The sequence below is a fragment of the Peribacillus sp. SIMBA_075 genome (assembly GCF_046534585.1).
Genome location: NZ_JAWRYN010000010.1, coordinates 60,184 through 86,581 on the forward strand (window position 1 = coordinate 60,184; position 26,398 = coordinate 86,581).

The window sequence follows — 26,398 nt, forward strand, 5'->3', positions numbered from 1 at the left end:
TCCCCAACCTCCTGTTATTTTTATCTTCTTCTGATTTTTTTTGAAACGAAATTCCCGGTGGTTTGCAATAATTGAACGATGATCACGAGCGCCGCCACTGTGACGACCATCGTCATCGTATCGAACCTTTGATAACCGTAAGCCAAGGCTAAATCTCCTACCCCGCCTGCACCGACAGCACCTGCCATGGCTGTAGAACCAACCAGCCCGATTGTCGCTGTTGTAAATGTAAGGATCAACGAACTAAGTCCCTCGGGAATCAAAAAGCGATAAATGATTTGCCATGTCGTCGCCCCCATTGCCTGAGCTGCCTCGATGATCCCTTTGTCCACTTCCAACAGGGAGTTCTCCACAAGCCGGGCAATATAAGGAGCCGCGTAAAAGATAAGCGGAACAATGGCTGCATTCGTTCCGATCGCACTGCCTACAATCATTCTAGTAAACGGAATCAGTGCTACAAGCAAGATGATGAAAGGAACCGACCGCAATATATTGATGATCGGATTCAATACATTAAAGATCCATTTATTCTCCAGGATATGACCCTTTCTAGTAATGACAAGCAGGATACCTAGCGGGAGCCCAATCAATCCGGAAAATACCAATGAGATGGCTACCATATAAAGTGTGTCACCGAAAGCGGTCGACAGCTGCTCTGCCGTTATTTCCATTCCCCAAAGCGTATTACCCATTTACCTGCACCTCCTGGACGAGAATCCCCTCATCTTTAATATATTGATAAGCCTTGCCCACCTCTTTTTTGTCACCTGTCACTTCGATGATCAAATTCCCAAAAGGCGTTTCTTGAATTTCAGAAATATTGGCTGATAATACACTTAAATGAACATCATATTTCTTCGAGATGGTTGAAAGTAAAGGAGTACCCGAAGTAGTCCCAATAAAATTAATTTTCCAAATAATCGGGATATGGGACCCTATACTTTTCAGGAAACTTTGTGGAATCTCGTCATGTATGACCGTTCTCACGAAGTTTTTTGAAATATCCGTTTGCGGCTTCGCAAAAACTTCGAAAACCGAACCTTGTTCAACGACGCATCCGCCCTCCATGACCGCTACCTTATTGCAAATTTCCCTGATGACAGACATTTCATGAGTGATTAGCAGAATGGTAATATTGTATTCTTTATTAATTTTTTTTAAGAGCTGCAGTACTGCACTCGTTGTTTGTGGATCTAATGCAGATGTAGCTTCATCACACAATAAGATCGATGGATTGGTAGCCAATGCCCTCGCAATTCCGATCCGCTGCTTTTGACCGCCGGATAATTGTTCCGGATAACTCTTTGACTTGCTTGATAAGCCAACGAACTCTAACAGCTCGCCTACCCGCTTTTTGATTTCTTTACCAGGGGTTCCGGACAAAACGAGCGGCATGGCGATATTATCAAAAACGGTCTTTGAGTTAAGCAAATTGAAATGCTGAAAGATCATCCCGATTTTTTTCTTTTCAGCCCGTAATTCCTTTGGGTTCAATTTGGTTAAATCCTTGCCGCCAACAATCACCTGACCATCTGAAGGGTGTTCCAGCAAATTGACCAACCTGATCAATGTACTCTTCCCGGCTCCGCTATAACCGACTACACCGAATATATCCCCCTTTTCCACTGTCAAATTAATGCCCTTCAAAGCCTCGACAGTCTGTTTCTTTGTTTGATAAACCTTTTTAACATTTTGAAACTCTATCATCCAATCTCCCCCCATGCTGTTTATTTGTACAAATTCATTATCAGAGAAGAGCTTTGCAAAGTTTCATAATGATCGGGTTAAATTTTCGAAACTCACGAGTAAATGCACGAAACTCACGAGTAAATGCATGAAACTCACGAGTAAATACTCACAACTCATGATTAATGATCGAAACTTACGAGTTAATGCACCAATTCTCCAAATAACCATATACATTCTGAATAAACAAAAGAGGCCTCCTCCGTCATCAGACAGAAGAGGCCTCTTTTAGACATAAAAAAGAGTAAACTCTTAAATTAATTATCTAAGAAAAGCTCCTTCTTATCTTTCAAACTTTCGTCCGTTGGAATTAGCACAGTATTTTTACAAAAGTAAAAACCCGCTGCCGAGGTATCATAGGGCCAAGTCCCTCCACATCTCTTGATAAGAATTAACGTTATATTTAATTATGTCCTTCACTATATATTCTAATTTCCCTAAAGTCAACCATATTTTCCATCATTCTAAACATTTTCACAGTATAGTCAATTGACGGTTTTTTTTATTATATAAATATAATTCTTTCTCTATTTTATAATGATTTGCTCATTCTCCACAACATAGAAGTCGCTCAGTTATAACAGCTACAGATTATCTGTAGCCTTTTACACTGTCTACTTAGAGGGGATAATATCTCTGGAGGGCCTCAACTTTAATTAACTAATTATGAAAAAAATGTTAATTAAATATTGATTATTCATATAATTCAAAATATCATTAACAAAGAAGTTAAATACATAAAATGAGGTGGGATTCTTGGGATTTTCAAAAATATTATTATCAACAAGTCTATGCTTCACGTTATTTTCAGGTTTTTCATTATCAGAGGCAAAAGCAGAAACAAGTAAAGACCCTATTGCAATAGAACCATTTGCTTGTACAGAAGTAGGGACTTACACAACATCTTATAAATCTAAAACAACTTCAACAAAAACTGAATTTACACATTATGCAACAAATAATAGTAGTGTTACTGATAGTGTTACTAGATCTGTTCAAATTTCTTATGCTGCTACAGTAAGTATAGGAGGAGAAGCATCATTTAAAGTACTACAAACAGGGGCAAAAATAACAGCTAATGTCGGGTATGGATATAATAGTACAAAAACTCTTTCTACAACTTGGTCTATTCCGAAGGGAAAATGGAAATTAACTGCAGGAAGTAAATGGGTAAAAGCCACAGGAACTCGTTATAAAGTTGTTGCACCTTGTAATTTAACAAACGGAACTACTACAACTGCTAATTATACTTATGCAACATGGAGCGAAAAAGTTAAACAATAATGATATTTCGAGATTTAAAGATTTTTTTTACTAATAAACAGAGGTGTTAAAATATGCTTCTAAAATATATTTGTCCTTTTATCTTTTGTATGTCCCTTCTAATGGGGTGTAATTCTTCAGAAAAGACAAGTGAAAGAAGTGCCAATAATCCAATTGAATCTGAACAGAATAATTCATCTATTCAGAAAAACAAATCATTAGAAAACAAGTTGCGCCCCCCTAAATTTAGCATAACAAATTTCGAAATGAATTATATTCCTAAGAATAAGGAATTAACTTTTCTTATGAATTACGAAATCGATGTAGACATATACGAAATCTTACAAGAAAACACTCAAAAAATTTACTTTTCACTTGAGTACCCTGAAGCAGTGTACGATATTTTTCATAATAAAAATAGTGAATTATTGTTAGCAGAGCAACCTAAAGGCTATAAAACTAAATATCAAACTCAATTCAAAATAAGCATCGATTTAACGACAAAAGAATTAGAGAAAATAAAAAATAACTTATCTGGCTTTAACCTTATAATAGCTGACAAAGATAAGGATGCAATTGCTCATTTTATTGATTTAAATGGTTTTAATACCTTTGATCCTGATACTTCAAATTCTACTCATATAGATGATACAACTAAAAACTAATACTCATAGGCCCTAATGAATTACATAAGCTAATAAATTGAAGTATTACATGCAGAGATCATCAGAATTTAGTTGTTAATCCCCATTTGTTAATTACTACGTTGACATCCCCTTGCTCCAGTTATTCTGGAGCCTTTTTTTTACCTATTTATGATAAATAGGATGTCATGGGTAGGCTTAAAGAGGCCCTTTCGTTTTCGTTCCTTGATGAAAAAACATTTGCCATCTGCCATTCGCATATTTCCAGATTGAACTTCTTAAGGTATGCTCCCCTCTACCTTCATCAAAAATCCGATATGTCGTTAATACGGTATCTTCGGACAATTCGTGCATGTCAAAATTGCTTAAGATCATGGTCACCTCACCTATTCCTTCTTCTCCGATACAATCACTTTTAGTCCATATTCGACCCGAACTGCCGAACTCAAAGAAATCATCTTTCAATAATGATGAAAGCTCTTCTGGAGATGTACGGATTTCAGATTTTAATAATTTCTTCTCCAGCTGCTGCACATGCGCTTTTAACGAAGACCATTCATTTTCCATTCATTCCATCCCCTTTTACACTTATATGTGCATGAACTAGTGAACTACTTCCCAAGCTACTTGTAAAATCATATATAATACATACTAACAATATATCCCAGATGGTGGTGAAATTAATGATCGCTGCTATCAAAGATTTTTTATCCAGTTCATTGTTAATTATCAGCTGGCTTATATTTGCGGTCAGCAGCATTTTTTTCATTTTTTCTTTTTTAACCATCTTTGCCATACCTATATTTCTCTTGTTATTTTTAACAGGGTTACTTTGCTTCTCTATTTCCAAGAAACTGGACTGGAGACAGACCTCAAACTAAAAAGGGATTAGAATACTTTACGTTAAGTTGTTAATGCCTACAGTCTTTTTACTATGATCCAGTGGTTTTAGATCTTGGTTGGCCGAATTATACAGGACTAGGTCGAAACTGGAGGTCGAATTAATTTAAATTTGGTCGAAGCGAACGCCTGCAGTGGATTGGAACGGTTGTAGTACAAACCCTCCAAAACGGTGGGCAAATTGGGTTTGATCTTCGTTTTCATGCAGAGTGGATTGGAACGGTCAAAATTTAAAACCTAAAAAAACTGAAGACAAACTCCATTTTTATCGAGTTTGCCTTCAGTCTGAAAGAAGCTGCAAGTTTCGTGTCGTATTTATCGTGATAGTGTGCCCTGCAGACGATTCGTTTCGGCAATTACTTTTTCTTCATCGATCGTTAAGCATTCGCCATTTTTCACAATCATCTTGCCGTCAATGTATACATCAGATACATCATTTCCGCGTGCGGCATAAAGCAAATGCGAATACGCTTCACTCAGCGGCTGCAGATGCTCTTTGTTATAAGGGTAAATGGTGATGAAATCTGCTTTTTTACCAGCTTCAAGTGATCCCGTATGACCCATGCCGATTGCTTCGGCACCCATTCTCGTGGCCATGGCCAGTGCCGTTTGAGCAGGGAATTTAGTGGCATCCTTATAGATGCCTTTTTGCAATAATGCCGCCGTCCTCATTTCCTCGAACATATCGAAGTTGTTGTTGGATGCAACACCATCTGTTGCAACCCCAACTTTAATGCCTGCATCAAGAAGGCTGACGATATCAGCAATTCCCGATCCCAGCTTCAGATTACTGATTGGATTATGAGCAACCCGAACATCATGCTGTTTTAGTATCGCCCGCTCTTCATCATTGAGTACGACACCATGGGCCATCACGGTAGGCTGATCAAAAAGACCTAAACGGCGAAGGTGCTCGACAGGACGGAATCCAAAACGCTTTTCGATGTCAAGGATTTCAAAGTCCGTTTCCGAAACGTGAATGTGCACCATCAAATCATTCTCTTTTGCAATCCGTGCACTTTCCATAATCGCTTCAGGTGTACAAGCATAAGGGCTGTGTGGAGCTACCATGGTAGTCAGGCGGCCATCGGCAAACGTCTTATAGTTTTTTGAAAACTGCTCAGCCCCCATGAGGTTCGCTTTTTGTTCTTTTTCCGTACCTAAGCTGAAAATCGTGTAGGAAAAGGCTCCGCGCATTCCTGTTTCGCCTATCGTCTCCATGACAGCACCTGCATCTATTCCATTAGGATTAAACATATCCGAAAATGTCGTTGTTCCTGATTTCAGCATTTCCATAATGCCAAGCTGAGAACTTACAGAGGCGATTTCCGTTGTAAACTGGCTTTCAATCGGCCATATTTTCGTTTCAAGCCATGGCTTCAGCAGCATATCGTCCCCGATTCCGCGTAAAAGGGTCATCACAATATGCGAATGGGCATTCACTAGACCTGGCATAATCCATTTTCCTCCAAGGTCGACCACTTGATCGGCATCTGCCAATTGTTCTTCAGAATGCTGGCCGATGTAGGATATGGTTTGATCTTGTACAATCATCATCCCTTTTTCAAAGATTTGATTTTCCTTGTCCATCGTAAAAAAGGTACCATTCATATATATCGTTTTCATGTAATTATTTCCTCCAAAGTCTTTTCGTATCATTTAACAACATGTCATGTTACTATTCCGCATTCTAAACTAGCCTCTTACAGATAATCAAGTAATTCCATATTATCAGGGAGCATTTCCATTTACCTTAGGAACCTATTGGAAGAGTGAACGGAATAATCTTGTTTCATTTTATCAGCAAACCACACCGATGATGCCCATTGCAAATTTAACGAATTGATGAAGAATGCAAAATCAGTTGCTTAAAAAAATCTTCCCCCTATTGCTCATAGGAGTTTCCATGACACGAATGGCTTCTTGTACATCCCCAAGGCCGTAGTAAGAATCCGGCATCATGAAACTCAGCCTTTTATCGTTAATGAATCCCATCAAAAGGTTAAACGTTTCTTGCCAAGTCTGAACGGACGCCTGTTGATTCCAATGCCGTAGATGAAACATTTTAACATTTACTTTTGTCCTTTGTGAAATTTTCGCCCAATTTACAGACTTTCCTGATAAAAGACCAATTGTTAATAATATGCCATTAGGCCGAACACAAAAGGCTAACTCGGAACCATCTGTACCTCCCACCGAATCTATGGCCGCGTTCGCTCCGCGTCCATTCGTCCACTCCATCACGGTATCAGGCAATGATGATTCAGACGTATCGATTACATATGCAGCACCAAGTTTAAGCAGTTCTTCCGTATAGGTATTGTTTCTGGTTACAGCAATCAGCTTAAATCCAAGAATCTTGGATAACTGGGTGAAGATGCGGCCAATGGAAGATCCGCAAGCATTCACGAGTAATACATCATCAGGTTTCAATGCCAATACTTCTGTGATTGTTAACCAAGCGGTTATCGGATTTATATATAATTGCGCTGCTATATGGTCCTCAATGGAATCAGGAATGACGATTGCCAAATCCGCAGATGTTTTAACATAATCCTGCCAGGTACCTTCACCGCGCAAAGGCAGAACACGCTTGCCAATCAGCTCTTGCGAAACCGAAGGACCCACCGCTTCCACTATGCCGACGCCTTCATAACCAGGAATGGAAGGCAAGGGAATTCGGTGGGAATATGCGCCCCGAATGGGCAGCAAGTCAGATGGATTGATAGGACGTGCAGTCATCCGTACAAGGACTTCCCCGTCCACAGGCATTTGAATGAATTTATTTTCCACTTTTATAACTTTTTGTGGATGCCCAAACTCATAAAATTTAACACATTTAGCTTCCAAAATAGTAAGTCTCCTTTAATATAGTTCTAACTATTTTATCATTTATACAGAACCAGCCTATCCTGTATTTTTACAAGAGTTGTCACTCACCTTTTAAACAGCAAATCTTAAAAACGGAAAGAGCTTTTCACTTTTCTTCTGTTTTTTCATCTTCAATTGATCTGCCCCTTCGTTCCATAAGAAAAAGGCTGCCGCAGCACCCCCTGGTTTTAGTAAAACATCCTTTTGTTAAATAAGAATTCAATAAAAAATACTTAAAACCTTTTATAAATCCCTCAATTTAATCCAGTAAAATTTACCGCTAACGCCTTGTTTATACGAACAAATATCAATTTATCGAACTGGATAGCTGCTTAAAGTTGAAAAAGAATGCGCCAATTTTTTCGCGAAATCTAATGGGGGTTCGACTGATTGAATATGAATATACAAAATCGAAGGTTTCATATATAACCAATGATTATGCAAGGCACTAACAATAATCCCCTGTTGGACAACTGATTGCATAAATCCTGGAATTTCTTCTTGTAAAATTGCTATTTCACCCAAATTTAGTGCAATACCGTTTTGATCCAATGATTCAAATAAAACCCCTACTGGTACAACTGAGTTGCTCGGACGCCCTTGGACAAACACTTCAATATTGCGATGCAAGGATACAGAACAAACACCTTTATTCATGTCGCTTTTCCCATTTAGAATTTTGGCAAATTGTTCACAAAGAGAGTTATAGTCATTCATAATTAAGCCTCCTTTTAATTGGGATATTATGTTGTTTAATCCTAATTAATGATGAATCATAAAATAGAGGAAGGAAAAAATACCCTCCAGATCATTTAACTGGAGGGCATTCGTATTAATATAATCTTATCGGAATGAATTACTTGGAGCAGCAAATTTTCATGTTGTTAGCTATTTGATTCTTTTTGTATTAGAAGCTTGTTCTCTACTGTTGTTGTCTCCAAAACATCATTATCTTTATGAGTATTAGTAATGTTTTTTGTCATCACACTGACAACCACTAAAACTACGATATTCACAAATAGAGCGATAATTCCTACATTCAAGTCTTTAATTGCTTGAGGAAGATAAGGAAATAGATGACCAATTTTTATGTTCCCTAGTTCCATAATTGAGACTAGCACGCCCCCTGTTATAATTCCGGCAAATGCTCCATGTTTGGTTATAAAATTCTTTCTCATCAAGCTTGCGAAAAAGGCAGGAGCTAGTTGTGTGATAAAATTATAGGCGATTAAAGCAAGACTAAAGAGGGAATTTCCACCTTTAAAGGTCAAGTAAATCCCTACGAGAGAAATAAGGGGAACCAAGTATTTTACCAATTTTGCAATCTGATTTTCAGTTGCCGATGGAGTGAATACCTTATATACATTTTTTGCAAGCAATGTTGATATTGACATCAACAGCATGGAACTTGGTACTAAAGCGGCTAACACGCCAGTGCCACCTATTAAGCCCACAAACCATGGATCAAAATCCTGTTTAGAAAGCTGCAGCAAGATAAGATCGGCTTCGCTGCCTTTTAATCCAGGCGTCTGCAAGATAGCTGCAAATCCGACAAAAAAGGCAAACAACAAAATCAATTGGTACATTGGCATTAGGATTGCATTTTTTCGTAAAGCTTTTTCGCTAGAGGCAGCATAAATAGGAGAAAACCCGTGCGGCCACATATAAAATCCAATGGAGCTTAGTATAACGGTCGATATATACCACGAAACGCCCATTCCTTGATCCGGAAGTATGGTATAGTTCGGCTTTGCATTTTCAATGGCCTCAAACATGGGTTGAAGGCCGTCATAATAATGAAGAGGGAAATAAACCCCTAAAAATACGACAATGCCAAGAATCAGAATATCCTTCAAAATAGCTGTCCTGGCAGAACCGTGAATACCGGAAACCATTACGAAAATGGTTACACCAATTGCTCCAACCCAAATGGCAGCTGTAGAAGAAATGGCCCCATAGGATGTTGCAGAAACGATATATCCTAACCCCTTCAATTGCAGTACTAAGTAGCAAGTACAAGCTATAACACCAATTACAGCAACAAGCACACCAAGATAAGGACTTTGATATTTTTTCACAAAAAAATCTGATTGGGAAACTAATTGGTGTTTCTTTGCATACCTCCAGATAGCAGGAAATGTCCAGTAGGAGATGACTGTTGCCAGACAGCCGTATGATACGATACTAAAGATGGAACCTCCTTCCCCATAAGCCGAGCCACTTGCACCTAAAAAGGTGAAGGTCGTATACATTTCACCTGCGGACAAGAGGAAAATCAAAAGGGCTCCCATTCCGCGTCCCCCGACTGACCATTGTTCTAAGTTCATTTCCTTCCCTTTTTTAGCCTGGATACCAATCACTACGGAAATGACGAAAAAAAACAGGATGAATAACACGGCAATATTCATCTTGAATCTCCCTTCTGATTAGCTGGATCCAGTAGATAGATAATCCCCATAATACATGTGGTTAGCACAGACCAGAGTACAATCCAAAAGTGAAAAAATGGCATTCCCAGAACATAGGGAGTCACTTTATTTGTAAACAAAGCACCTACAATAATGCCAAGAAACGGGATTATTCCGAGCCAATATATTTTTTTCATACTCTTAGCCCCCTAGTAAGTTAGATTTAACATTTTAAAAGTCGCGTGAACAAATAACTTCACCCCATTTTGTAAAGCCTGTTCATCGATCGTGAATTTCGGATGATGATGAGGATATATAATCCCTTTTTCTTCATTACGGGCCCCTATTACAATATAAGATCCCGGAACTACTTTTTGAAAAGCAGAGAAGTCCTCACTTCCCATAATCGGCTTTAAAATCTCTCGGCTTTCTTCACCAAATACTTCACAGACGGTTTCGTCCATCAATCGGGTAACTTCTTCATCATTAATGGTCGGAGCATAACCGAACTGATAATCGAATTCGTAAGTAGCTCCATGCGCTTCAGTAATTCCTTTTATAATGCGTTCGATAAAATTCGGTATTTTTTCCCTTAACTCCGGTTTAAAGCTTCGAACGGAACCGCCAATGCTTACCTTACTTGGAATAACATTAATCGCACTTCCCGCATGGAACTGAGTCACTGAAATCACAAGAGCTTCCTGGGCATCTCGATATCTCGAAACAATGTGTTGGAGATTTGATACAACCTGAGTTCCAATTGCAATGGGATCGACGGTAAGTTCAGGCTGTGAGGCGTGCCCCCCTTTACCGACCACGGTAATGTTAAAAGTATCAGCTCCAGCCATCACCGGACCGTAACCCAAACCAATTTTTCCTAAAGGAAGAGTCGACAAGAGATGGGTGCCAATGATCATATCCACTCCATCAAGCACACCGGCTTTCACCATCTCTTGGGCTCCACCGGGCGGCAGTTCCTCGGCGTGTTGAAATAAAAAGCGCACCTCCCCTTTAATATGCTCCTTTAACTGTGTAAGAATCTTCGCCGCACCAAGCAGCATCGCCGTATGCCCGTCATGTCCGCATGCATGCATCGCGCCTGAATTCTGTGACACAAAGTCAAAAACATTCTCTTCTTCAATTGGAAGCGCATCCATATCTGCCCGCAGTGCAATAACCTTCCCAGGCTGCTGGCCAATCAAACGAGCCATTATACTCGTCTTTGTCGGACGTGAAATTTCCAGATCACCAAAAGTTTGTAGCGTTTCATAAACAAATTGTGCTGTTTTTACTTCTTCAAAAGACAGCTCCGGATACATATGTAAATATCTTCGCCATCCAATCACTTCATCTTTAACAGCCTCGATTAAATCATGAATCATTATCGTTTGAGACACCCAATACATCCCCTTTTCATTCAATTTACATAGTAATCTTTATTTTCGGTTAGTTTAAGGAATAAATTCCTTAAATAGAGTATAATATCCCATGTTCTTTATTTCAATGTTTTTTGAAAATTCTAAACCATTTTATTTGATTACTAGATTTAATAGTGGAAGTTCTCCTTTTAGTGCTTTTACATCAAAATAAAAAAGCACCCAATTTTGGGTGCTTATAATAATCGATAAATTTTACTCGGCCTTCCACGTGTGGCGTGAGCCTCTTCACCAACGCATTGTGCCAAATCAACTTCGCACATATCCGCAATAATACGCCGTACATTACGTTCTGTCATCTCAAGATGTTTCGCTAATTCCTTTGTTGTAAATTTACCCCAGCCCATTCTTTGTACAAGGGCTGATATCTTTTTATATGTTTTTACACTGATATTCCCCTTTTTTAACTTTTCGATAAGGAGTTCATTGTGGGACCGGGTAGCATATTGTAATTCTTTCTTTTTGCCTGGTGATTCAATAATCTTTCCATCATCTTGAATAATTACAATTTCACGCTTCTTCATCTCTTTTGAATGTTGAATAGCCCGAAAAGCATTGATTTCCGCCGAATAGGCAGTTTCGCCGAAGCCAATTCCAACGGCAACGGTTGTATCTGCTTCAAAAGCCAATTTTTGAATGGTATCCTCAAGCGTAATAATTTCCCGTTCAATTGCGCCGCGAGAACTAAAAATCATGTATCTTCCATTCCCTTTCTCTGAAAAGGAACCATTTATTTTTTCACCAAGTTGAATTAACATTTCTTTAAGCCGAAGCTCCAAGTACTGTAAATGATAAGGAGTTTTCATTTCCTCTGCCACTCTGTTAAAATATTCAACTTCAATGATTTCAACACCAATTTGTGTATCTTTAAAGTAGGAAGTCTTTACTTTTTCAGAAAGAATCCGAAGCGTTTGCCGGATTTCCATTTTACTCATCGACATCCGGTAAGCTGGAATTCCATACTCCCTTAAAGCTTCACACACGGACGGAAAACAAGATAAAGCGCCTTCTGTCCTTCCCTTATTCCATAAATCCAAGTGAAAATGAAACAATTCATTAGTGTCGACATCTGACTCAAACACTTTCGTATAGATCTTTGGGGTTTTAATATTCAACTGTGACAAAGCTTCTTCACTGATATTGTTTGAAGACATAGTATCGATACTAAGCCTCTCAATAATTTTCCCTTGTTCGTAAATCAACTCTAAAAAAGATTTATAAAAACCTGATTCCGTAGCAGGAACATGGACCATTATTTTATCTGTGCCTAGTGTTTTTTTCGCAATTTCATAGGGAAGTGGACCGGAAAAAAGCCATGCATGTACATGAGAATGATGTTCTTTTACAATATTCTCTACCTCTTCAGTCTTTACATAGGGCAAAGAGATGAATTCCAATTCATGTTTATATTCTTCTGCCAAGTCTAAAATCTGTTCTACAGAAGTTTTTAGTCCGACTAGTCCGATTTTATACATCCTGTATTCTACTTCCTTTATCATCAGTAATATAATCAATGTTCTTTGTAAATATCCTAGTTTAACGTAAGTCATGCTATCGTAAATTTAAATTTTCTGCTCAGTTCTTTTTACCTTTTGTCCTATTTTATCATGCGACATGAAGGAAAAATACGTTGTATACGTTATTCATGTTAGGTTTTCATGACAGCTTTGTTATACTTCTTAGATAATCATCCATTATCTTTGTGTTTTCCAAGAGTTCTTTTTGCTTTTTGACATGACATAACCAATTTTCTAGTTAAGCTAAAAAACCACCTCTTTAGGTGGTTTTTTCATATTTTCAATAGGTTCTTCTAAACTAGAATTAGCCTGAACTTGCACCTCTGATTTCTAAAGAAAGTTATAAATTTTCCTTTTTTTATTGGTCATTGAAACATACCCTTCAAAAAGCGATAAAGTCCATCTTCTCTATATGAATGCTCCGTCACTTCATCGGCTTGTTCTTTGACCAGGTCTGTGGCATTTTTCATGGCAACGGAATGCCCAGCGAGTTTAAATAGCGGGAGGTCATTTTCGCCATCGCCCACTGCCAGGATATTTTCCGGTCCTAGCTGGAAATGCTTCAGTAATAGTTGAACGCCTGTTGCTTTTGAGACGCCTTCCACGGTCACTTCTACATTGTGATGAGTGGAGGAAGCTGTTGTGAAGGCATTGTACTGCTTGATTTCTCCCAAATCCGCTTTCCATTTTCGGATGGTATCCATTTCATTACTGAAAAAGTAGATTTTGGCTACGCTGCTTATATCCAGTTGTTCTGACCATCTTATTTTGTCTTCCACTGCATCCTGCCTTGATAGCCATTCATTTTCATCGACTGTCTCGGGCTTTGGCACCAAACCTTGTTTAACCATATAGCCTTTATCTTTAAGTAATGCCATCCGTGTTCCTTCATTCGGATGTACTTCGTAAAAAATCTCGCCCGCTCCTGCTTTGGCGACCAATTCTTCCACAAGTTCCGGCGGCAGGGCATTTTCGACGATCTGTTTCTTTCCGATGAAGACGGACATTCCATTGGCAGTCACCATTCCATCGACTTCCATGCCGGACGGCAATACGTCCCTCGCTTCTTCCAGCGTTCTTCCTGTTGCAATGAAAATCAGCTTTCCGCTTTCCCTAAGTTCCCCTATGTACTGTTCCAGCGTTTCACTCACAGTATTTCTTTCGTTCAATGTCGTGCCATCCAAATCGAGCACAATTGCTTTATTGGTCATGCAAATCACCTCAAAAATCCGAATGATAATGTAAATGCCAACAGCCCATTATCTATAAAGATCTTAGGCTGTTGTTTTCATTCATTTATTTTTGTTACTTTACCTTACCAGTATAACAGTTTAGGATAATCCTAAAAGTTTCATGACGCTTAGAATTAGGAGACCGACCACACCGAAGTCCGAATCACCAAATGTGGTACCTTCAAACCCTACATCCCCCAAGAAAACAAGGAGTATCGCCGGCAGGAAACTAATGATGAGTCCGTTGGCAAAGGAACCGAGCATCGCTCCGCGTCTGCCGCCTGTGGCATTTCCAAATACACCTGCTGCAGCTCCGGTGAAGAAATGCGGTACAAGCCCCGGAACGATGACCTTCAATCCAAGTACCGGAAGGAGGAACATGGATAATAGTCCAGCCAAGAAACTGAATAGGAACCCGATGATCACTGCATTTGGAGCGAATGGAAAGATGGTCGGACAATCTAGCGCAGGCTTCGTATCAGGAGCGACTTTATCGGCAATCCCTTTGAAGGCAGGGACGATTTCAGCAATTAACATCCGTACCCCTGCAAGGATGATGTAGACTCCTGCAGCAAATGTTATCGCCTGGATGAAAGAAAATACGATGAAGTTCGAACCGCCGGATAATTCCCTTTCAATATAGTTCTGTCCGGCAAACAATGCGACGATCACGAAGAACATCGTCATCGTAAGCGATACAGCGACTGATGTATCCCTCAGGAATCCTAAAGATTTAGGAACCTTGATTTGCTCTGTCGTTTTTTCCTTATTTCCAAACCATTTTCCAACAGTCGCGGATACAAAATATCCGATTGTCCCGAAATGGCCGATGGCAAAATCATCGCTTCCGGTAATCTTCCGTACATATGGCTGAAGGAGGGCAGGGAACATCACCATACATACCCCTAATAGAATGGAACCGACCAAGATGAGCGGAAAACCGTTAAGTCCGCCGACCGATAGGGTGACTGCAAGTAAACAAGCCATGAATAAGGTATGGTGTCCCGTTAAGAATATATATTTAAATGGCGTGAAACGAGCCAGCAAAACATTGACAACCATACCAAAAACCATGATAAGTGCAGTCGAAGTCCCAAAATCACTTTGGGCAGCTGCGACAATGGCTTCGTTATTTGGTATGACTCCTTGTACATTGAATGCATGATCGAACATTTTACTGAATATATCAAGGGCGCCAATGAGCACTGCCGCTCCCGCTCCAATAATAATGAAGCCCATGACGGTTTTTAGCGTTCCAGATACGACATCCGCACTGGATTTCCGCTGTAACAGCAGTCCAATGAGGGCAAACAGTCCCACAAGTATGGAAGGTGTACCCAAGATGTCATTCATGATAAGTTCCAGCATTGCCTCTCTCCCCCCTCTTCTATTTGTTTCTTGTTATAGATGTGAAGCTAATTTCGATGTGATTTCGGGAATGCTCATCATGTTTTCCAGCGTGACGATCGTCCGGGTTCCATCATCCAGCTGACCGACAATATCCGCCGCTCCCAGGAAAATATCCGCCTGAACTGTTTTTGCGGAGGTAAGATCCGTATGATCCACCTCGGCTGTCTTACCCATTTCCGTCAACGCTTTCTTCACATTCATCTCCATGATGAAGCTGCTTCCCAATCCGTTTCCGCATACTACCATGATTTTCTTCATATCAATCTCTCCTTTTTTATCCTACATGCATTTCCAATTTAGATTTGATTTCAGGGATGCTCATCATGTTCTCCAGTGTGACGATCGTCCGGGTTCCATCATCCAGCTGACCGACAATATCCGCCGCTCCCAGGAAAATATCCGCCTGAACCGTTTTTGCAGATGCAAGATCCGTATGATCCACCTCGGCCACCTTACCCATTTCCTTCAACGCTTTCTTCACATTCATCTCCATGATGAAGCTGCTTCCCAATCCGTTCCCGCATACTACCATGATTTTCATTCCGCTTCCTCCTTCGAATATTTATGAACGTACTCCATAAGGACCGATTTATCTGAAGTGCGTAGGATTTCTTCTATATTGGCTGGTTCATTCAATAATTGAGTGAGCTGGATCAATGCCCGCAGATGCGAATCGTTATCTACGGCCGCCAAAATGATAATCAGGCGAACTGGTTTATCCGGCGCAAAGTCCACGGCTTCATCCAATTTCAGCAAACTCATGGATAAAGACCTGACCCCCTGCTCTGGACGTGCATGGGGAATAGCGACTCCAGGCGTTATCACTACATATGGTCCATTCGTTTCTATCGCTTCAATCATGGCATCCACATATCGTTCTTCGACTGTTCCTAAGTCCACGAGAGGCTTGGCCGCGACTTGAATGCCTTCTTTCCAATCGGAAACATGCTGCTGTAATTGAATCGTTTGCAAATTGAGCAGTTCTTCTAACACAGGCTTCTCTGCCTCCTTTAAAGAAAATTGGGTTATTTTTTGATGTGTATACACATTCGACTTCAAAGCCTTTTCAAGCTGATCCTGTTCATGGATGGTTGCATACTTGGAAATGACTTTTACTAATGCTGAAACATCTACACTTTCCGTCGTATATCCATACAATTCCTGCATGACTTGCTGGCGCAATTTATGTTTGTCCTGCATTTCCAAAATGGGCGGTACAACGAATAATGCCGCTTTTGTTCTCATATGCACCGTTGAAAAAACAAGATCGTACGACAGTGGGGATTCAGTCGCATTTCTAACGGAAAGAACATCCAGGAACAAAATATCCGGAAATAATTCCCTCAATGTATAAATGAGGATATTGCTGATGCCAATACCATTCGGGCATACGACAATCGCCCGTTTTCGATCATCCAATGTCGTCCCTTGCCTGCGCAGCCATCCGCCAAAATAGATCGTGAAGTATGCGACTTCCTCTTCGGATACGGGACAGCCAATCTCTTTCTCCAACACCCACAGAGATTTTTTTGTCAAATGATGCAGTTCAGGATAGACCTTCTGCACCCGTCCGGTCATCGGGTTAAGTTGCGGGAGACCATACCTTAGGCGATGATATGCCGGTTTAAAATGTACGTATAATTGTTGGCATAGCTGTTCTTTGTCTTTCAGGTGAACAAATGCCAGCCTCTCGAACTCTTCCACGATTTCCTGCAAAAGGTGTTGAATGACTTCATCATCCTTAAGCGGGGAAATATCCTTCGTTCGGTTCATGCTCAATAAATGTAAGGTTGCGTATAAGTTTTCCGTTTCGCTCCATACTGATTGAAAGGCATTCGTTCTCGTCATTTCCTCAACCATTTTATATTCTTCTGTCGCAACAAACGGAGCCCAGCTCTGGTCGGCCTGTAACTCTTCCCCTTTTTCTATGAGCTGATCTGTACATAAAAATAAATAGCTCAGTTCATGAAGCCGTTCATCCGTAAAGGTGATGCCTAAATTACGTTCGATCCTTTCAAGCTGTAACCGGATCGAGCTGATTTGCTTTTCATGATTTCCCCATATGCACTCCATGATTAATTCACTATTGGGACTATTCAGTACACCATGCACGAGACGTTCAATGATATATCTCTTTACTCGGCTTTCCCCAATCACCACGTAGCCATCTTGTTTGGAATACTGGATTTTGAGTGATATGTCCTTGTTTTTCTCTTTAAGTCTTTTCAAATCCTTCAACACCGTATTTCTTGAAAGCCCGGTGACCGTCTGGAAATGATAGACGGACAATTCTTCTTGGCTTAACAAGATCATGAGGTAAAAGACTTTTTCCCTATCTGTCTCTGAAAATATATAATTGCGTTTTGTCAGTTTTACATTCAATTCTTCATCCCTGATTGTTTCAGAAAAGGAGTAGCCCATTTCACGATTATATTGAATCGGTTGATATCCATGAAAATGGAGCCAGTCATTCGCTTTGCTCAGACCATATTGTATTTGCCTTCTCGTCAGACCTGTTTGGGCTTCAAGTTCTTTCATTTTTGAAATGGGCGAATGCTGTAATAGTTTTAGTAAATTGGCGCTTCTTTCATCTAAAAACATTCTCAATCCCTCTCCCTGCTTCTACGATATCTCACTTCTTATTAAAAATGTAGCATTTCTAAGTCCGAATGTTGTCATAGGTACTGCACAATAATATACTCTTTAAACATTTGTGCACAATACTGCATCCTTGCTTAAGACAATATTCGTTCAGTAATCCACTTTCAATGCAGTCTATATGTAGAAAAAGATACTATGTAGGCTTTTTCATACATATTAGAATGCATGTTAAAGAACTTATGTTTTTTAGTGTGGAGGCCAGTAAGGTCATGAGACCGAGCAATAAAAGGAGTTCGGGGTGAAGCTAGGGTGAAAACAAATGCAGATGTTCATAAAAAATAAGAGGGGACAAATGTCCCCTCCCAGTGTGTTATCTTTAAATCTGCTTGCTGATCGCGCTGTGCTCCCCTATAGCTTCCGATTATATTTTGATAACCAGGAATGCACCAAAACCTTCGACATCGTTGCGCCAATCACGCTGTAATTCACATGCTGCGCTAAACCAATTCATAAGCTGCACACCGCCATGGGCCATACGCGCTAAAGCAGCATCAGCTACCTGTTTGCTGACTGTTCCAGAAGCATCAGTGACAGCGAATACTTCATAACCTGCGTTCAAAGCGGAAAGTGCTGGGAAAGCAACGCAGACATCAGTAACCACGCCCGAAATAATAGGTGTTTTTTTCCAGTTCGTTCGATTACTTTAACAAAATCTTCATTATCCCATGCGTTAATTTGTCCAGGCCGAGCTATTTTTGGCGCGTTAGGAAAGAGTTCTTCCAATTCTTGCACGAGCGAAGAAAGTTCGTTTGTAGGGAAATTCCCCCAAACCCCTTCGTTGGTTTCAATAAGTTTATAGTTTGGTAAAAAGAACTTCCCATAATTGATCATGAATTCTAAATTCCACACTCCAAGATAATGTAAATGGTTTTGGTTATATTGAACCCCTTCCATTTTCTGAATGTTTACAACATACTATAAGCTATAAGGGAATTGGGAGGAGTGCAGAAATGGATGAAAAGAAAGTTACATGGTTAGAGCTCTTTTATGATTTGTTATTTGTGGCGGCCGTTGCGGGCGCAACTCATGTTTTACTACAGGTTGAAGATGGATATATCCATCCAGAGTATTTATTGAAGTTCGTATTGATTTTTATTCCTATCTGGTGGGCTTGGGTAGGGCAAACCATATTTATTAACCGGTTTGGAAAGGATTTATTTCATCAACGGCTATTTTTGATATTGCAAATGTTTTTTGTCCTAATTATGACCTCAAGCTTATCAGTTGATTTTGATCCTTATTATCTTTCTTTTTTAACTGGTTATATTGGCTTAAGAGCCGTGACGGCTATCCAATATCTTGTTGTACAGCGGATAGAAGAGGGATTTCGAAAAAATGCAGCACTCTTTTTGGGAAGGTATTTTTGGATTGGAATCGTCATTTCATTATTTTCCGTCCTTTTTGATTCCTGGCTTCGATATGCTGTGTTATATTTGGGCATCCTGATCGATATCATTATCCCGATCCTTGGAAGGAAGTGTTTAGAAAAGGTTCCTACAAATACGGCCCACTTGTTAGAGCGATTCGGTCTATTTACCATCATTCTCTTTGGGGAAGCTCTTGTGAGCACTCTTGCGGTAATCCAACCTAAACAAGGAAATTGGGATTCGATAGCCTTTTCTATCATTTCATTTGTCCTGATAATATCTATGTGGTGGCAATATTTCGATAACATGGAGAAGAAAGTCGACAAGTCTGTACAATCTTCCGGCCAGCGCATCATTTACGGCCATCTGTTTATTTTAATGTCTATAAGCATGATTGCAGCGGCCATCAGATTATTGTTTTTACAGGAAGTCCATTATTCATTTATCTTATATTTTGTTTTTGGTTCCGTATTGCTCTATTTCATATCAACCACTTTTGTTTTCCACCAATATCGACATAAGCACCAGCGCTTGCAAATATATCATTTAGCGTTATTTTTAGGGATTTTAGCCGTCTTTTTTATTTTTAATTTGATTGTCCCGGTACCAAATATCGTGATAATAGCCGAATTAACACTGTTTTTTATCATCTTTGCCAAACTAACGACTACATAATATAGGAATCATGATGGAAGTTTTTGCATTTGACATCAAATAAGTTTATTCATAGACTGATTGTGACAAAGAAGAATGAGGTGACATTCATGAAAGAAAACACAACGAATCCCTCCACATCTAACAACGAGGAACGACTGGGTTTAATGTTATGGTTCCGAATAACACGAATATATAACCAAAGTATTCGGGAATCCAACCAACATTTAAAGAAATGGAATCTATCGGCAGCCCAATTCGATATCTTGGTTCAAGTGGGTTCCCATGAACGATTGTCTCAGCAAGAACTTGCAAACAAGCTTTTTGTGACGAAAGGCAATATCACTCAACTATTAAGGAAAATGGAAGAATTGGGATTGATTAAACGGGAACAGGAATGGAAAACAAAATACCTTTCGTTGACTGAGGAAGGAAAAGAGTTTTTTCATGAAGTTGTTCCAAAACAAGAGCATTTTCAGGCATCACAGTTTGCCAACTTGAATGAGACGGAAAAACAACAGCTTTTAGGTCTACTTAGTAAAGTTCAAAAATAAAAACAGATCACCTGCAAGAATGGTGATCTGTTTTTTTTCTTTGTTACTTCGGTTTTTTCATGAACAATGAAAGCACCACATTCACGATCGCGAAAATCAAACTAATTTTAAATACAAGTGATGAACCTGAGGCAGCAGCTGCCGGTAAATCATTTACCACATCAGTCAAGTAGCCATTTTGCTTCGCAGAGAATAGTGAAACCATGACCGCTATGCCAATTGCTCCTGATACTTGCTGTGATGTTTGCGTGATCGCGATGCCATCCGGATAGAATTGTTTTGGCAATGCATTCAATGTATTCGTTTGTACTGAAGCGAGTACCATGCCAATGCCAAGCATCATCACGATATGCGTAACAACCATGATCCATAGTGCTGTGTCTGTTCCATACATTGCATATAGCCCGTAGCCAATGACAACCAGAATCGTTCCTGGTGTAATTACGGCACGAGGTCCATATTTATCGAAAAGCCGACCGATGATCGGGGCAAAAACGCAGTTTAATAGACTGCCAGGCAGCATGATCAGCCCAGTAGCGAACGCAGACACCAATAACGCCATTTGCATATACATTGGCAACACAACCAGCATCGATAACATGTTAAGAAATGTAATCACGTTCATCGCAAGACCCAGTACAAATAGTGGGTACTTGAATGCTTTTAAATTCAACATCGGGTTTTCCATCTTCGTTTGACGGATTGCAAACAGGATTAGGGCGATCACTCCAACGATGATCGTGCCAATTACCGTCATACTCGTCCAACCATGATCCCCGCCTACACTTACACCGTATACAACTCCACCAAAGCCAATCGTCGATAACACAACTGACACGATATCGATTGATACTTGCCGATTTTCATTGACATTCGGAATATAGATATAGCCGAAGATAAGGGAGAATAACAAGAACGGAATCGTAAACCAGAATATCCAAGGCCATGATAACGTATCTAAAATCATCCCTGCCAATGTAGGACCGAATGCTGGACCCGCCAAGATGACTAAGCCCATCACACCCATTGCCCAGCCGCGTTTATTCGGTGGGAAAATCGTGAAAATGACATTTTGCGTCAATGGCAAAATGATCGCCAGTCCAGCTGCCTGAATGACACGGGCCGTCAATAACACACTAAAAGCCGGTGCTGCTGCAGCGATGACCGTTCCGATGATTGAAAAAAATAAAGACGCCATGAACATTTGGCGTGTTGTGAATTTTTGCATTAAAATTCCTGTTACCGGCACTAAAATACCAAGCGTTAAAAAGTACCCAGTTGCAAGCCACTGTATTGTCGTCGCATCCACGCCAAAAATGTGGCTCAATTCACCTAAGGCGATGTTCAATGCGGTTTCACTAAATAGCCCGACAAAGCCTGCTACCAAGAGAGCAGCCATTATCGGTCCTGTTTTAATATTTTTATTATCCACTTGTTAAAACTCCTTCAATATATTGGGTAACAATTGCGAAATTACTTTTAGCGGCTTTGCTGATGTTTCAGCCAAACAAAGCATCATTGCCCCTTCGATGGAGGCTGTCATCATCAATGCGATATTGGAAGCTAACTATATCCATCTTCCATTAGCTTTTTAAAATAAATCCCTTGAATTTTCGCATAAAGTTCGGCGCAAGCCTTTCGAACAGGATCACTTAATGTGGCCATTTCACTTACCATGCTGCTAAATGTGTAACCCGTAATCGTCCCTTCTCTTTCTAAATTGACGATTAGCTTTTCAATCATTGAATTAGTCGCTTCTAATGTTGTCGGATATCGTTCAAAAATCTCCACGATATCCATCGTAATTACTTCATTCAAAGAATGAAGGCAAGCGATTAATAATTCCTCTTTTCCATTAGGAAAATGGTGATAAAGCGAACCTTTCGTAACATGACATACTTTTAAGATTTCGCTCAGTCCAACACCTTTATATCCTTTTTGTTGGAAAAGAATCGTTGCATGGTCGATTATCAACGATTTAGTATCCATTTCCGTAGCACACCCCCACCATACCAACCGGTCTATTTGTTACTATAACAAAAAAAATTCTTTGGATGTAAGTACTTTTTTGCTCTCTAAATAACGAATTCACAATTTAGACAAACTTTTTGAAATTGCATTTTAATTAATTTAAATTGGGGGATTTTTGACAGTTGTATACAAAGGAGGGGGTTTCGAAATGAAAAATTCAGGGATTTTAATAAAGATGGACATCACCATGGTGAGCATTACAGTGGAAAAGGTCCTGGCCCGAAAACCTTTCGCCGAGGGCGGCAATTGCTTTCTTTAGAAATGATGGATCTTTGACGTTACACCATTAAGGAACAGTTAGATAAACCAGAATTTCAATCCATAATCAAATCTTAGTCGGTGAATTAAAAGCCATTAATGTGTTAATCAACGAATTCATTCAATTATTTGAAATACAAGAAAGTGAAGCAAAGGCAACCTTTTAATTCAATAATGGCGGGAAAGGAATTGAAATGAATGAAACAAATTACAATTATATCGATTCAGTGCTTTGATGTAGTCATTACGTCCATACCAAGAAAACGGAATGCCGTCCATATCGTGCTTATATCCATTTTAAGGGCTAAAAATGTTTTGGAGATAGGCGCTCTTGGGGGCTATAGCGGGATTTGCCTTGCCAAAGGATTCGGCAGCGAAGGAAAATTCACGTGTAAAGCGCAAATTCACGAGTAAAACGGCTAAATCCACGAGTAAATTGCTCAAATTCACGAGTAAAACGGCTAAATTCACGAGTAAACTGCTCAAAATCACGAGTAAAGTGCTAAAATGTCCGAATTTATCGCACAAATTCACGAATTTATCGATCAAGCTCTGGTGTTTATCGCCCAAACTCTCGTGTAAAGCGCAAATTCCGAGTAAACTGCAAATTCACGAGTAAAACTGCTAAATTCACGGGTAAACTGCTCAAATTCACGAGTAAATTGCTAAAATGTCCGAATTTATCGATCAAGCTCTCGTGTTTATCGCCCAAACTCTCGAGTAAAGCGCAAATTCCGAGTAAACTGCAAATTCACGAGTAAAACGGCAAAATTCACGAGTTAACTTCTCAAACTCACGAGTAAATTGCTAAAATGTCCAAATTTATCGATCAAGCTCTCGATTATATCGATCAAACTCGAGTTTATAGCTCTAACTCTCGAGTAAAAGTGCCCAAACCCTCAATTATATCGCCCAAACTTTCGATATCATCGATCAAACTCGCGAGTATATCGCCCAAATATCCTTTTCATGAAGAAAAAATAACGGAATTTCTATAATCTTGAATGAAAATGATTTTTATTATCAATAATAAAATGGAAGAGGGTAACCAAGTTTGATGGTTACCCTCGATGATTTAAATTTCTGGATCAAATGTTTTGCAATCCGTTTCTTTGCTATTTGATGCTTGATTCCCTTTATGGCTGACAACATAAATAGCATCTGCACTGCATTTGTTTCCAGAATCCCAGTATTTACAATTATTCACTTCACATAGAACATCCTTTGCCATCGTATCACACCTCCTCATTTGCTATCATTAACAAAGTTGGGGTTCTTGATACTTTCCTTTTTCAGGTTCGGGTGCCTTGTTTTTAATGAAAACGGAATTGCTCGAAAGATTCACGGAATCGAAGGACCGGCAGAAAAAGGACGCCAGTTTGTCAAAGCATGTTCGGGACAGGCCCAAGTTTCAGCGTTCTTCTATGTAAAGATTCATATTGGCTCAGGAATGGTTCAGGCTTGATATCGGATTGACCGTACATTCATGATTGGCTTCGATTGTTTGTAAGAAGCTTTGCATGGAGTTTGTCATATAAGCATCTTTACGATGAATGAAGACAGTCGAAATATTGCCGTACTCTTCCGGAATTGCATGAACATGCACGTTTTCATTGGCTGCAAGGTGATTTACCGCTGATTGTGGTACGAGGGTAATGCCAAGGCCGAGTGTTACGCTGGTTAAGATGGTTTCCAATACATTGAACTCCATAATCCTTTTAGGCATCACTTCTTCCTCTTTCAACCATTGCTCCAGTTTAGATCGATATCCACAACCCTGACTGAATACTAAAATTGGTTCTGTTAAAAATTCTTCAAGGTTTAATGTTTCATTCCTTGTAACTAAAACAAGTTTTTCTGTACACACATCGTATTGCTGAATGAGTGGATGTTTAATCGGTCCTGTAACAAAAGCGCCATCCAGCCTATGTTCAATAACATCTTTAATTAAATCCTCCGTTAACCCCGCCTTTATGGATAAATCGACATTTGGATACTGTTTATGATAAGAGGCTAGAATCTTAGGAAGGCCGCTGACCGTTTCAACAGTACCGATGTTCAATATCCCCGTAGGTGTTTCACTATCCAGGAATACTTGTTTGAGTTCTTCCATATCAAGCAAAATTTTGTTTACATACACCAGCATCTTTCGTGCCTCTGCGGTTAAAGACATACCACGTTTATGCCTATTGAATAAAGGCGTCCGTAACTCATGCTCCAAATGCTTAATCCTCGCCGTTACATTGGATTGGACATAATTCAACTCAACAGCAGCCTTACTTATGCTTCCATATTTTGCGACGCACTGGAATATTTGCAAATCCCGAATTTCCATAAAAGTGACCCCCTTTCCTAAATATCATTAATAATGATGGTTACATTCACTTTAAGTCATTTTACATGATAATGACTTTATCATAAAGTGTGTATAGGAATTTAATCAATCATTATTTTTTTTGAGGGGAAGCTTTAAATGAAAAAGAATCAAGCTTTAATCGGTGCACTTTTATGTTTGACAGCCAGCATTTCTTGGGGAGCCATGTTTCCGGTTGCAGAAAGGGCACTCATGTATATAGATCCTTTTTATTTCTCTTTTCTGCGATATTTAGCTGTTAGCATAATTTTAGGGATATTGCTTTTAGTTAAAGAGGGAACGAAGTCTTTTCGCTTGGAAGGGAAAGGAAAGTACTTATTGTTTTTTGGAACGATGGCGTTTACAGTATACAACTTTCTCATTTTCGCAGGTCAAGACTTACTGGGCCATAACGGGGTAATCGTTGCTTCCATCATGGAATCATTAATGCCTATGATTTCAATTATGATAATGTGGGTTTTCAAAAATGCCAGACCTAGGAAATATACCATCGCAAGTATGTCCCTTGCCTTAATAGGGGCTATTCTTGTGATTACCAATGGCAATTTATCATTCCTATTTTTATTGAAGGATAGCATCATCCCTATTCTTTTCATTCTTTTTGGGGTTATAGGATGGGTTATATATACGATGGGCGGCGACCAATTTAATGGGTGGTCAACACTCCGCTATTCGACTTTAACGTGTATTTTGGGAACAACAGTATCTGCAATCATAACATTCCTTGCAACTTTAATTGGCCTGCCTTTCCCCACAGCAGAGGTTATTGAATCCATTTATGGCGAGATGATTTTCATGATTATTTTCCCGGGTGCCATTGCACTTTTAAGCTGGAATTTAGGTATTAAACTTTTAACGCCCATTAATGGCATTCTATTTATCAATTTAGTTCCAATAACCACGTTAGCCATTGTTTTTATCCAAGGGGGATCACTTACATCATTCGAATTACTGGGAACTTTTTTAGTGATATATGCTTTAATTCAAAACAATTATTATCAAAGAAAAAACTTGCCTTCCCATGTTGAAGAATTGAATCCAATGAAAGAAAAAAGAGTCAGTTAATTTATGG

26 protein-coding genes, 2 pseudogenes and 1 riboswitch are annotated in these 26,398 nt (G+C 39.5%); of the genes and pseudogenes, 6 read left to right on the forward strand and 22 right to left on the reverse strand.

Features of this window, described 5'->3' with window-relative positions; translation table 11 throughout:
- Positions 1 to 20: 20 nt before the first annotated feature.
- Both SB775_RS10365 and SB775_RS10370 read right to left on the reverse strand, forming a co-directional pair.
- Positions 21 to 671 (reverse strand): methionine ABC transporter permease, encoded by a 651-nt coding sequence (locus tag SB775_RS10365; RefSeq protein ID WP_410861586.1) that lies wholly within the window; start codon positions 669 to 671, stop codon positions 21 to 23.
- A gap of 13 nt (positions 672 to 684) precedes the next feature.
- Positions 685 to 1,707, reverse strand: coding sequence for a methionine ABC transporter ATP-binding protein (locus tag SB775_RS10370; protein ID WP_410861534.1), 1,023 nt, complete (start codon positions 1,705 to 1,707; stop codon positions 685 to 687).
- 318 nt (positions 1,708 to 2,025) lie between these two features.
- Positions 2,026 to 2,137: riboswitch (SAM riboswitch) on the reverse strand.
- 365 nt (positions 2,138 to 2,502) lie between these two features.
- On the opposite strand from SB775_RS10370, the gene SB775_RS10375 reads away from it, so the two are divergent.
- The gene (locus SB775_RS10375; RefSeq protein ID WP_410861535.1) at positions 2,503 to 3,030 is read left to right on the forward strand and encodes a hypothetical protein; all 528 of its coding nucleotides are present in this window, start codon (positions 2,503 to 2,505) and stop codon (positions 3,028 to 3,030) included.
- Between the two features lie 53 nt (positions 3,031 to 3,083).
- The gene (locus tag SB775_RS10380; RefSeq protein WP_410861536.1) at positions 3,084 to 3,674 is read left to right on the forward strand and encodes a hypothetical protein; all 591 of its coding nucleotides are present in this window, start codon (positions 3,084 to 3,086) and stop codon (positions 3,672 to 3,674) included.
- Between the two features lie 177 nt (positions 3,675 to 3,851).
- On the opposite strand, the gene SB775_RS10385 is transcribed toward SB775_RS10380, so the two are convergent.
- From SB775_RS10385 to SB775_RS10455, 15 genes and pseudogenes are all read right to left on the reverse strand, one after another.
- Entirely contained in the window at positions 3,852 to 4,220 is a 369-nt protein-coding gene (locus SB775_RS10385) for a nuclear transport factor 2 family protein (protein WP_410861537.1), read from the reverse strand.
- Positions 4,210 to 4,449, reverse strand: a complete 240-nt coding sequence (locus SB775_RS10390; RefSeq protein ID WP_410861538.1) for a hypothetical protein — start codon at positions 4,447 to 4,449, stop codon at positions 4,210 to 4,212. The genes SB775_RS10385 and SB775_RS10390 overlap by 11 nt, the downstream gene beginning before the upstream one ends.
- A gap of 419 nt (positions 4,450 to 4,868) precedes the next feature.
- Positions 4,869 to 6,179: an amidohydrolase family protein gene (locus tag SB775_RS10395; RefSeq protein ID WP_125160500.1), complete on the reverse strand. Its 1,311-nt coding sequence runs from the start codon at positions 6,177 to 6,179 to the stop codon at positions 4,869 to 4,871.
- 234 nt (positions 6,180 to 6,413) lie between these two features.
- Complete coding sequence (locus tag SB775_RS10400; RefSeq protein WP_410861539.1) at positions 6,414 to 7,403, reverse strand: zinc-dependent alcohol dehydrogenase family protein; 990 nt, start codon at positions 7,401 to 7,403, stop codon at positions 6,414 to 6,416.
- 333 nt (positions 7,404 to 7,736) lie between these two features.
- On the reverse strand, positions 7,737 to 8,141 hold the full coding sequence (locus SB775_RS10405) for a DUF1259 domain-containing protein (RefSeq protein ID WP_410861540.1): 405 nt from the start codon (positions 8,139 to 8,141) through the stop codon (positions 7,737 to 7,739).
- Positions 8,142 to 8,308: 167 nt separating this feature from the next.
- Entirely contained in the window at positions 8,309 to 9,832 is a 1,524-nt protein-coding gene (locus SB775_RS10410) for a sodium:solute symporter family protein (protein ID WP_317777524.1), read from the reverse strand.
- On the reverse strand, positions 9,829 to 10,029 hold the full coding sequence (locus tag SB775_RS10415) for a DUF3311 domain-containing protein (protein WP_061464834.1): 201 nt from the start codon (positions 10,027 to 10,029) through the stop codon (positions 9,829 to 9,831). Before SB775_RS10415 ends, SB775_RS10410 begins: the two co-directional genes overlap by 4 nt.
- A gap of 12 nt (positions 10,030 to 10,041) precedes the next feature.
- Complete coding sequence (locus tag SB775_RS10420; protein ID WP_410861587.1) at positions 10,042 to 11,214, reverse strand: M20 family metallopeptidase; 1,173 nt, start codon at positions 11,212 to 11,214, stop codon at positions 10,042 to 10,044.
- A gap of 230 nt (positions 11,215 to 11,444) precedes the next feature.
- Positions 11,445 to 12,743 carry a helix-turn-helix domain-containing protein gene (locus tag SB775_RS10425; RefSeq protein WP_410861541.1) on the reverse strand — a complete coding sequence of 433 codons (1,299 nt, stop codon included), beginning with the start codon at positions 12,741 to 12,743 and terminating at the stop codon, positions 11,445 to 11,447.
- A 407-nt stretch (positions 12,744 to 13,150) separates the two neighbouring features.
- Positions 13,151 to 13,996 carry an HAD family hydrolase gene (locus tag SB775_RS10430; RefSeq protein ID WP_317777525.1) on the reverse strand — a complete coding sequence of 282 codons (846 nt, stop codon included), beginning with the start codon at positions 13,994 to 13,996 and terminating at the stop codon, positions 13,151 to 13,153.
- A 120-nt stretch (positions 13,997 to 14,116) separates the two neighbouring features.
- The gene (ulaA, locus tag SB775_RS10435; RefSeq protein WP_284469731.1) at positions 14,117 to 15,385 is read right to left on the reverse strand and encodes a PTS ascorbate transporter subunit IIC; all 1,269 of its coding nucleotides are present in this window, start codon (positions 15,383 to 15,385) and stop codon (positions 14,117 to 14,119) included.
- A gap of 33 nt (positions 15,386 to 15,418) precedes the next feature.
- Positions 15,419 to 15,685 (reverse strand): PTS sugar transporter subunit IIB, encoded by a 267-nt coding sequence (locus SB775_RS10440; protein ID WP_053347686.1) that lies wholly within the window; start codon positions 15,683 to 15,685, stop codon positions 15,419 to 15,421.
- A 16-nt stretch (positions 15,686 to 15,701) separates the two neighbouring features.
- Positions 15,702 to 15,968: a PTS sugar transporter subunit IIB gene (locus SB775_RS10445; protein ID WP_410861542.1), complete on the reverse strand. Its 267-nt coding sequence runs from the start codon at positions 15,966 to 15,968 to the stop codon at positions 15,702 to 15,704.
- Positions 15,965 to 18,028 (reverse strand): BglG family transcription antiterminator, encoded by a 2,064-nt coding sequence (locus tag SB775_RS10450; protein ID WP_410861543.1) that lies wholly within the window; start codon positions 18,026 to 18,028, stop codon positions 15,965 to 15,967. The genes SB775_RS10445 and SB775_RS10450 overlap by 4 nt, the downstream gene beginning before the upstream one ends.
- A 329-nt stretch (positions 18,029 to 18,357) precedes the next feature.
- Positions 18,358 to 18,823: pseudogene (locus SB775_RS10455) on the reverse strand (isochorismatase family protein); the annotation flags it as partial.
- Between the two features lie 215 nt (positions 18,824 to 19,038).
- On the opposite strand from SB775_RS10455, the gene SB775_RS10460 reads away from it, so the two are divergent.
- Together SB775_RS10460 and SB775_RS10465 are read left to right on the forward strand one after the other, a co-directional pair.
- Entirely contained in the window at positions 19,039 to 20,130 is a 1,092-nt protein-coding gene (locus tag SB775_RS10460) for a low temperature requirement protein A (RefSeq protein WP_410861544.1), read from the forward strand.
- Positions 20,131 to 20,219: 89 nt separating this feature from the next.
- Complete coding sequence (locus SB775_RS10465) at positions 20,220 to 20,663, forward strand: MarR family winged helix-turn-helix transcriptional regulator (RefSeq protein WP_410861545.1); 444 nt, start codon at positions 20,220 to 20,222, stop codon at positions 20,661 to 20,663.
- Between the two features lie 43 nt (positions 20,664 to 20,706).
- Here SB775_RS10465 and SB775_RS10470 read toward each other — a convergent pair whose 3' ends face one another.
- The 3 genes from SB775_RS10470 to SB775_RS10480 are packed head-to-tail and all read right to left on the reverse strand — an operon-like array spanning position 20,707 to position 22,652.
- The gene (locus SB775_RS10470) at positions 20,707 to 22,062 is read right to left on the reverse strand and encodes a DHA2 family efflux MFS transporter permease subunit (RefSeq protein WP_410861588.1); all 1,356 of its coding nucleotides are present in this window, start codon (positions 22,060 to 22,062) and stop codon (positions 20,707 to 20,709) included.
- Positions 22,063 to 22,098: 36 nt separating this feature from the next.
- Positions 22,099 to 22,209: a hypothetical protein gene (locus SB775_RS10475; protein WP_410861589.1), complete on the reverse strand. Its 111-nt coding sequence runs from the start codon at positions 22,207 to 22,209 to the stop codon at positions 22,099 to 22,101.
- Between the two features lie 17 nt (positions 22,210 to 22,226).
- Entirely contained in the window at positions 22,227 to 22,652 is a 426-nt protein-coding gene (locus tag SB775_RS10480; protein WP_410861546.1) for a TetR/AcrR family transcriptional regulator, read from the reverse strand.
- Positions 22,653 to 23,150: 498 nt separating this feature from the next.
- Between SB775_RS10480 and SB775_RS10485 the strand changes: the two are divergent.
- Positions 23,151 to 23,342 (forward strand): annotated as a pseudogene (locus SB775_RS10485) (O-methyltransferase); the annotation flags it as partial.
- 685 nt (positions 23,343 to 24,027) lie between these two features.
- On the opposite strand, the gene SB775_RS10490 reads toward SB775_RS10485, so the two are convergent.
- Positions 24,028 to 24,183: a DUF1540 domain-containing protein gene (locus tag SB775_RS10490; protein WP_065310844.1), complete on the reverse strand. Its 156-nt coding sequence runs from the start codon at positions 24,181 to 24,183 to the stop codon at positions 24,028 to 24,030.
- 213 nt (positions 24,184 to 24,396) lie between these two features.
- Positions 24,397 to 25,287 (reverse strand): LysR family transcriptional regulator, encoded by an 891-nt coding sequence (locus tag SB775_RS10495; protein ID WP_089363029.1) that lies wholly within the window; start codon positions 25,285 to 25,287, stop codon positions 24,397 to 24,399.
- 138 nt (positions 25,288 to 25,425) lie between these two features.
- On the opposite strand from SB775_RS10495, the gene SB775_RS10500 reads away from it, so the two are divergent.
- A complete protein-coding gene (locus tag SB775_RS10500) occupies positions 25,426 to 26,391 on the forward strand; it encodes a DMT family transporter (protein ID WP_410861547.1) in 966 nt (321 codons plus the stop codon).
- Positions 26,392 to 26,398 lie beyond the last annotated feature (7 nt).

What these genes read in the sequence shown, in the direction of transcription:
- SB775_RS10365 (WP_410861586.1), bottom strand. Translation starts at nt 671, where the DNA reads ATGGAAATAACGGCAGAGCAGCTGTCGACCGCTTTCGGTGACACACTT.
- SB775_RS10370 (WP_410861534.1), bottom strand. Translation starts at nt 1,707, where the DNA reads ATGATAGAGTTTCAAAATGTTAAAAAGGTTTATCAAACAAAGAAACAG.
- SB775_RS10380 (WP_410861536.1), top strand. Translation starts at nt 3,084, where the DNA reads ATGCTTCTAAAATATATTTGTCCTTTTATCTTTTGTATGTCCCTTCTA.
- SB775_RS10385 (WP_410861537.1), bottom strand. Translation starts at nt 4,220, where the DNA reads ATGGAAAATGAATGGTCTTCGTTAAAAGCGCATGTGCAGCAGCTGGAG.
- SB775_RS10390 (WP_410861538.1), bottom strand. Translation starts at nt 4,449, where the DNA reads ATGGCAAAGATGGTTAAAAAAGAAAAAATGAAAAAAATGCTGCTGACC.
- SB775_RS10395 (WP_125160500.1), bottom strand. Translation starts at nt 6,179, where the DNA reads ATGAAAACGATATATATGAATGGTACCTTTTTTACGATGGACAAGGAA.
- SB775_RS10405 (WP_410861540.1), bottom strand. Translation starts at nt 8,141, where the DNA reads ATGAATGACTATAACTCTCTTTGTGAACAATTTGCCAAAATTCTAAAT.
- SB775_RS10410 (WP_317777524.1), bottom strand. Translation starts at nt 9,832, where the DNA reads ATGAATATTGCCGTGTTATTCATCCTGTTTTTTTTCGTCATTTCCGTA.
- SB775_RS10415 (WP_061464834.1), bottom strand. Translation starts at nt 10,029, where the DNA reads ATGAAAAAAATATATTGGCTCGGAATAATCCCGTTTCTTGGCATTATT.
- SB775_RS10420 (WP_410861587.1), bottom strand. Translation starts at nt 11,214, where the DNA reads ATGATTCATGATTTAATCGAGGCTGTTAAAGATGAAGTGATTGGATGG.
- SB775_RS10425 (WP_410861541.1), bottom strand. Translation starts at nt 12,743, where the DNA reads ATGTATAAAATCGGACTAGTCGGACTAAAAACTTCTGTAGAACAGATT.
- SB775_RS10430 (WP_317777525.1), bottom strand. Translation starts at nt 13,996, where the DNA reads ATGACCAATAAAGCAATTGTGCTCGATTTGGATGGCACGACATTGAAC.
- ulaA (WP_284469731.1), bottom strand. Translation starts at nt 15,385, where the DNA reads ATGCTGGAACTTATCATGAATGACATCTTGGGTACACCTTCCATACTT.
- SB775_RS10440 (WP_053347686.1), bottom strand. Translation starts at nt 15,685, where the DNA reads ATGAAGAAAATCATGGTAGTATGCGGAAACGGATTGGGAAGCAGCTTC.
- SB775_RS10445 (WP_410861542.1), bottom strand. Translation starts at nt 15,968, where the DNA reads ATGAAAATCATGGTAGTATGCGGGAACGGATTGGGAAGCAGCTTCATC.
- SB775_RS10450 (WP_410861543.1), bottom strand. Translation starts at nt 18,028, where the DNA reads ATGTTTTTAGATGAAAGAAGCGCCAATTTACTAAAACTATTACAGCAT.
- SB775_RS10460 (WP_410861544.1), top strand. Translation starts at nt 19,039, where the DNA reads ATGGATGAAAAGAAAGTTACATGGTTAGAGCTCTTTTATGATTTGTTA.
- SB775_RS10465 (WP_410861545.1), top strand. Translation starts at nt 20,220, where the DNA reads ATGAAAGAAAACACAACGAATCCCTCCACATCTAACAACGAGGAACGA.
- SB775_RS10470 (WP_410861588.1), bottom strand. Translation starts at nt 22,062, where the DNA reads ATGGCTGCTCTCTTGGTAGCAGGCTTTGTCGGGCTATTTAGTGAAACC.
- SB775_RS10475 (WP_410861589.1), bottom strand. Translation starts at nt 22,209, where the DNA reads ATGATGACAGCCTCCATCGAAGGGGCAATGATGCTTTGTTTGGCTGAA.
- SB775_RS10480 (WP_410861546.1), bottom strand. Translation starts at nt 22,652, where the DNA reads ATGGATACTAAATCGTTGATAATCGACCATGCAACGATTCTTTTCCAA.
- SB775_RS10490 (WP_065310844.1), bottom strand. Translation starts at nt 24,183, where the DNA reads ATGGCAAAGGATGTTCTATGTGAAGTGAATAATTGTAAATACTGGGAT.
- SB775_RS10495 (WP_089363029.1), bottom strand. Translation starts at nt 25,287, where the DNA reads ATGGAAATTCGGGATTTGCAAATATTCCAGTGCGTCGCAAAATATGGA.
- SB775_RS10500 (WP_410861547.1), top strand. Translation starts at nt 25,426, where the DNA reads ATGAAAAAGAATCAAGCTTTAATCGGTGCACTTTTATGTTTGACAGCC.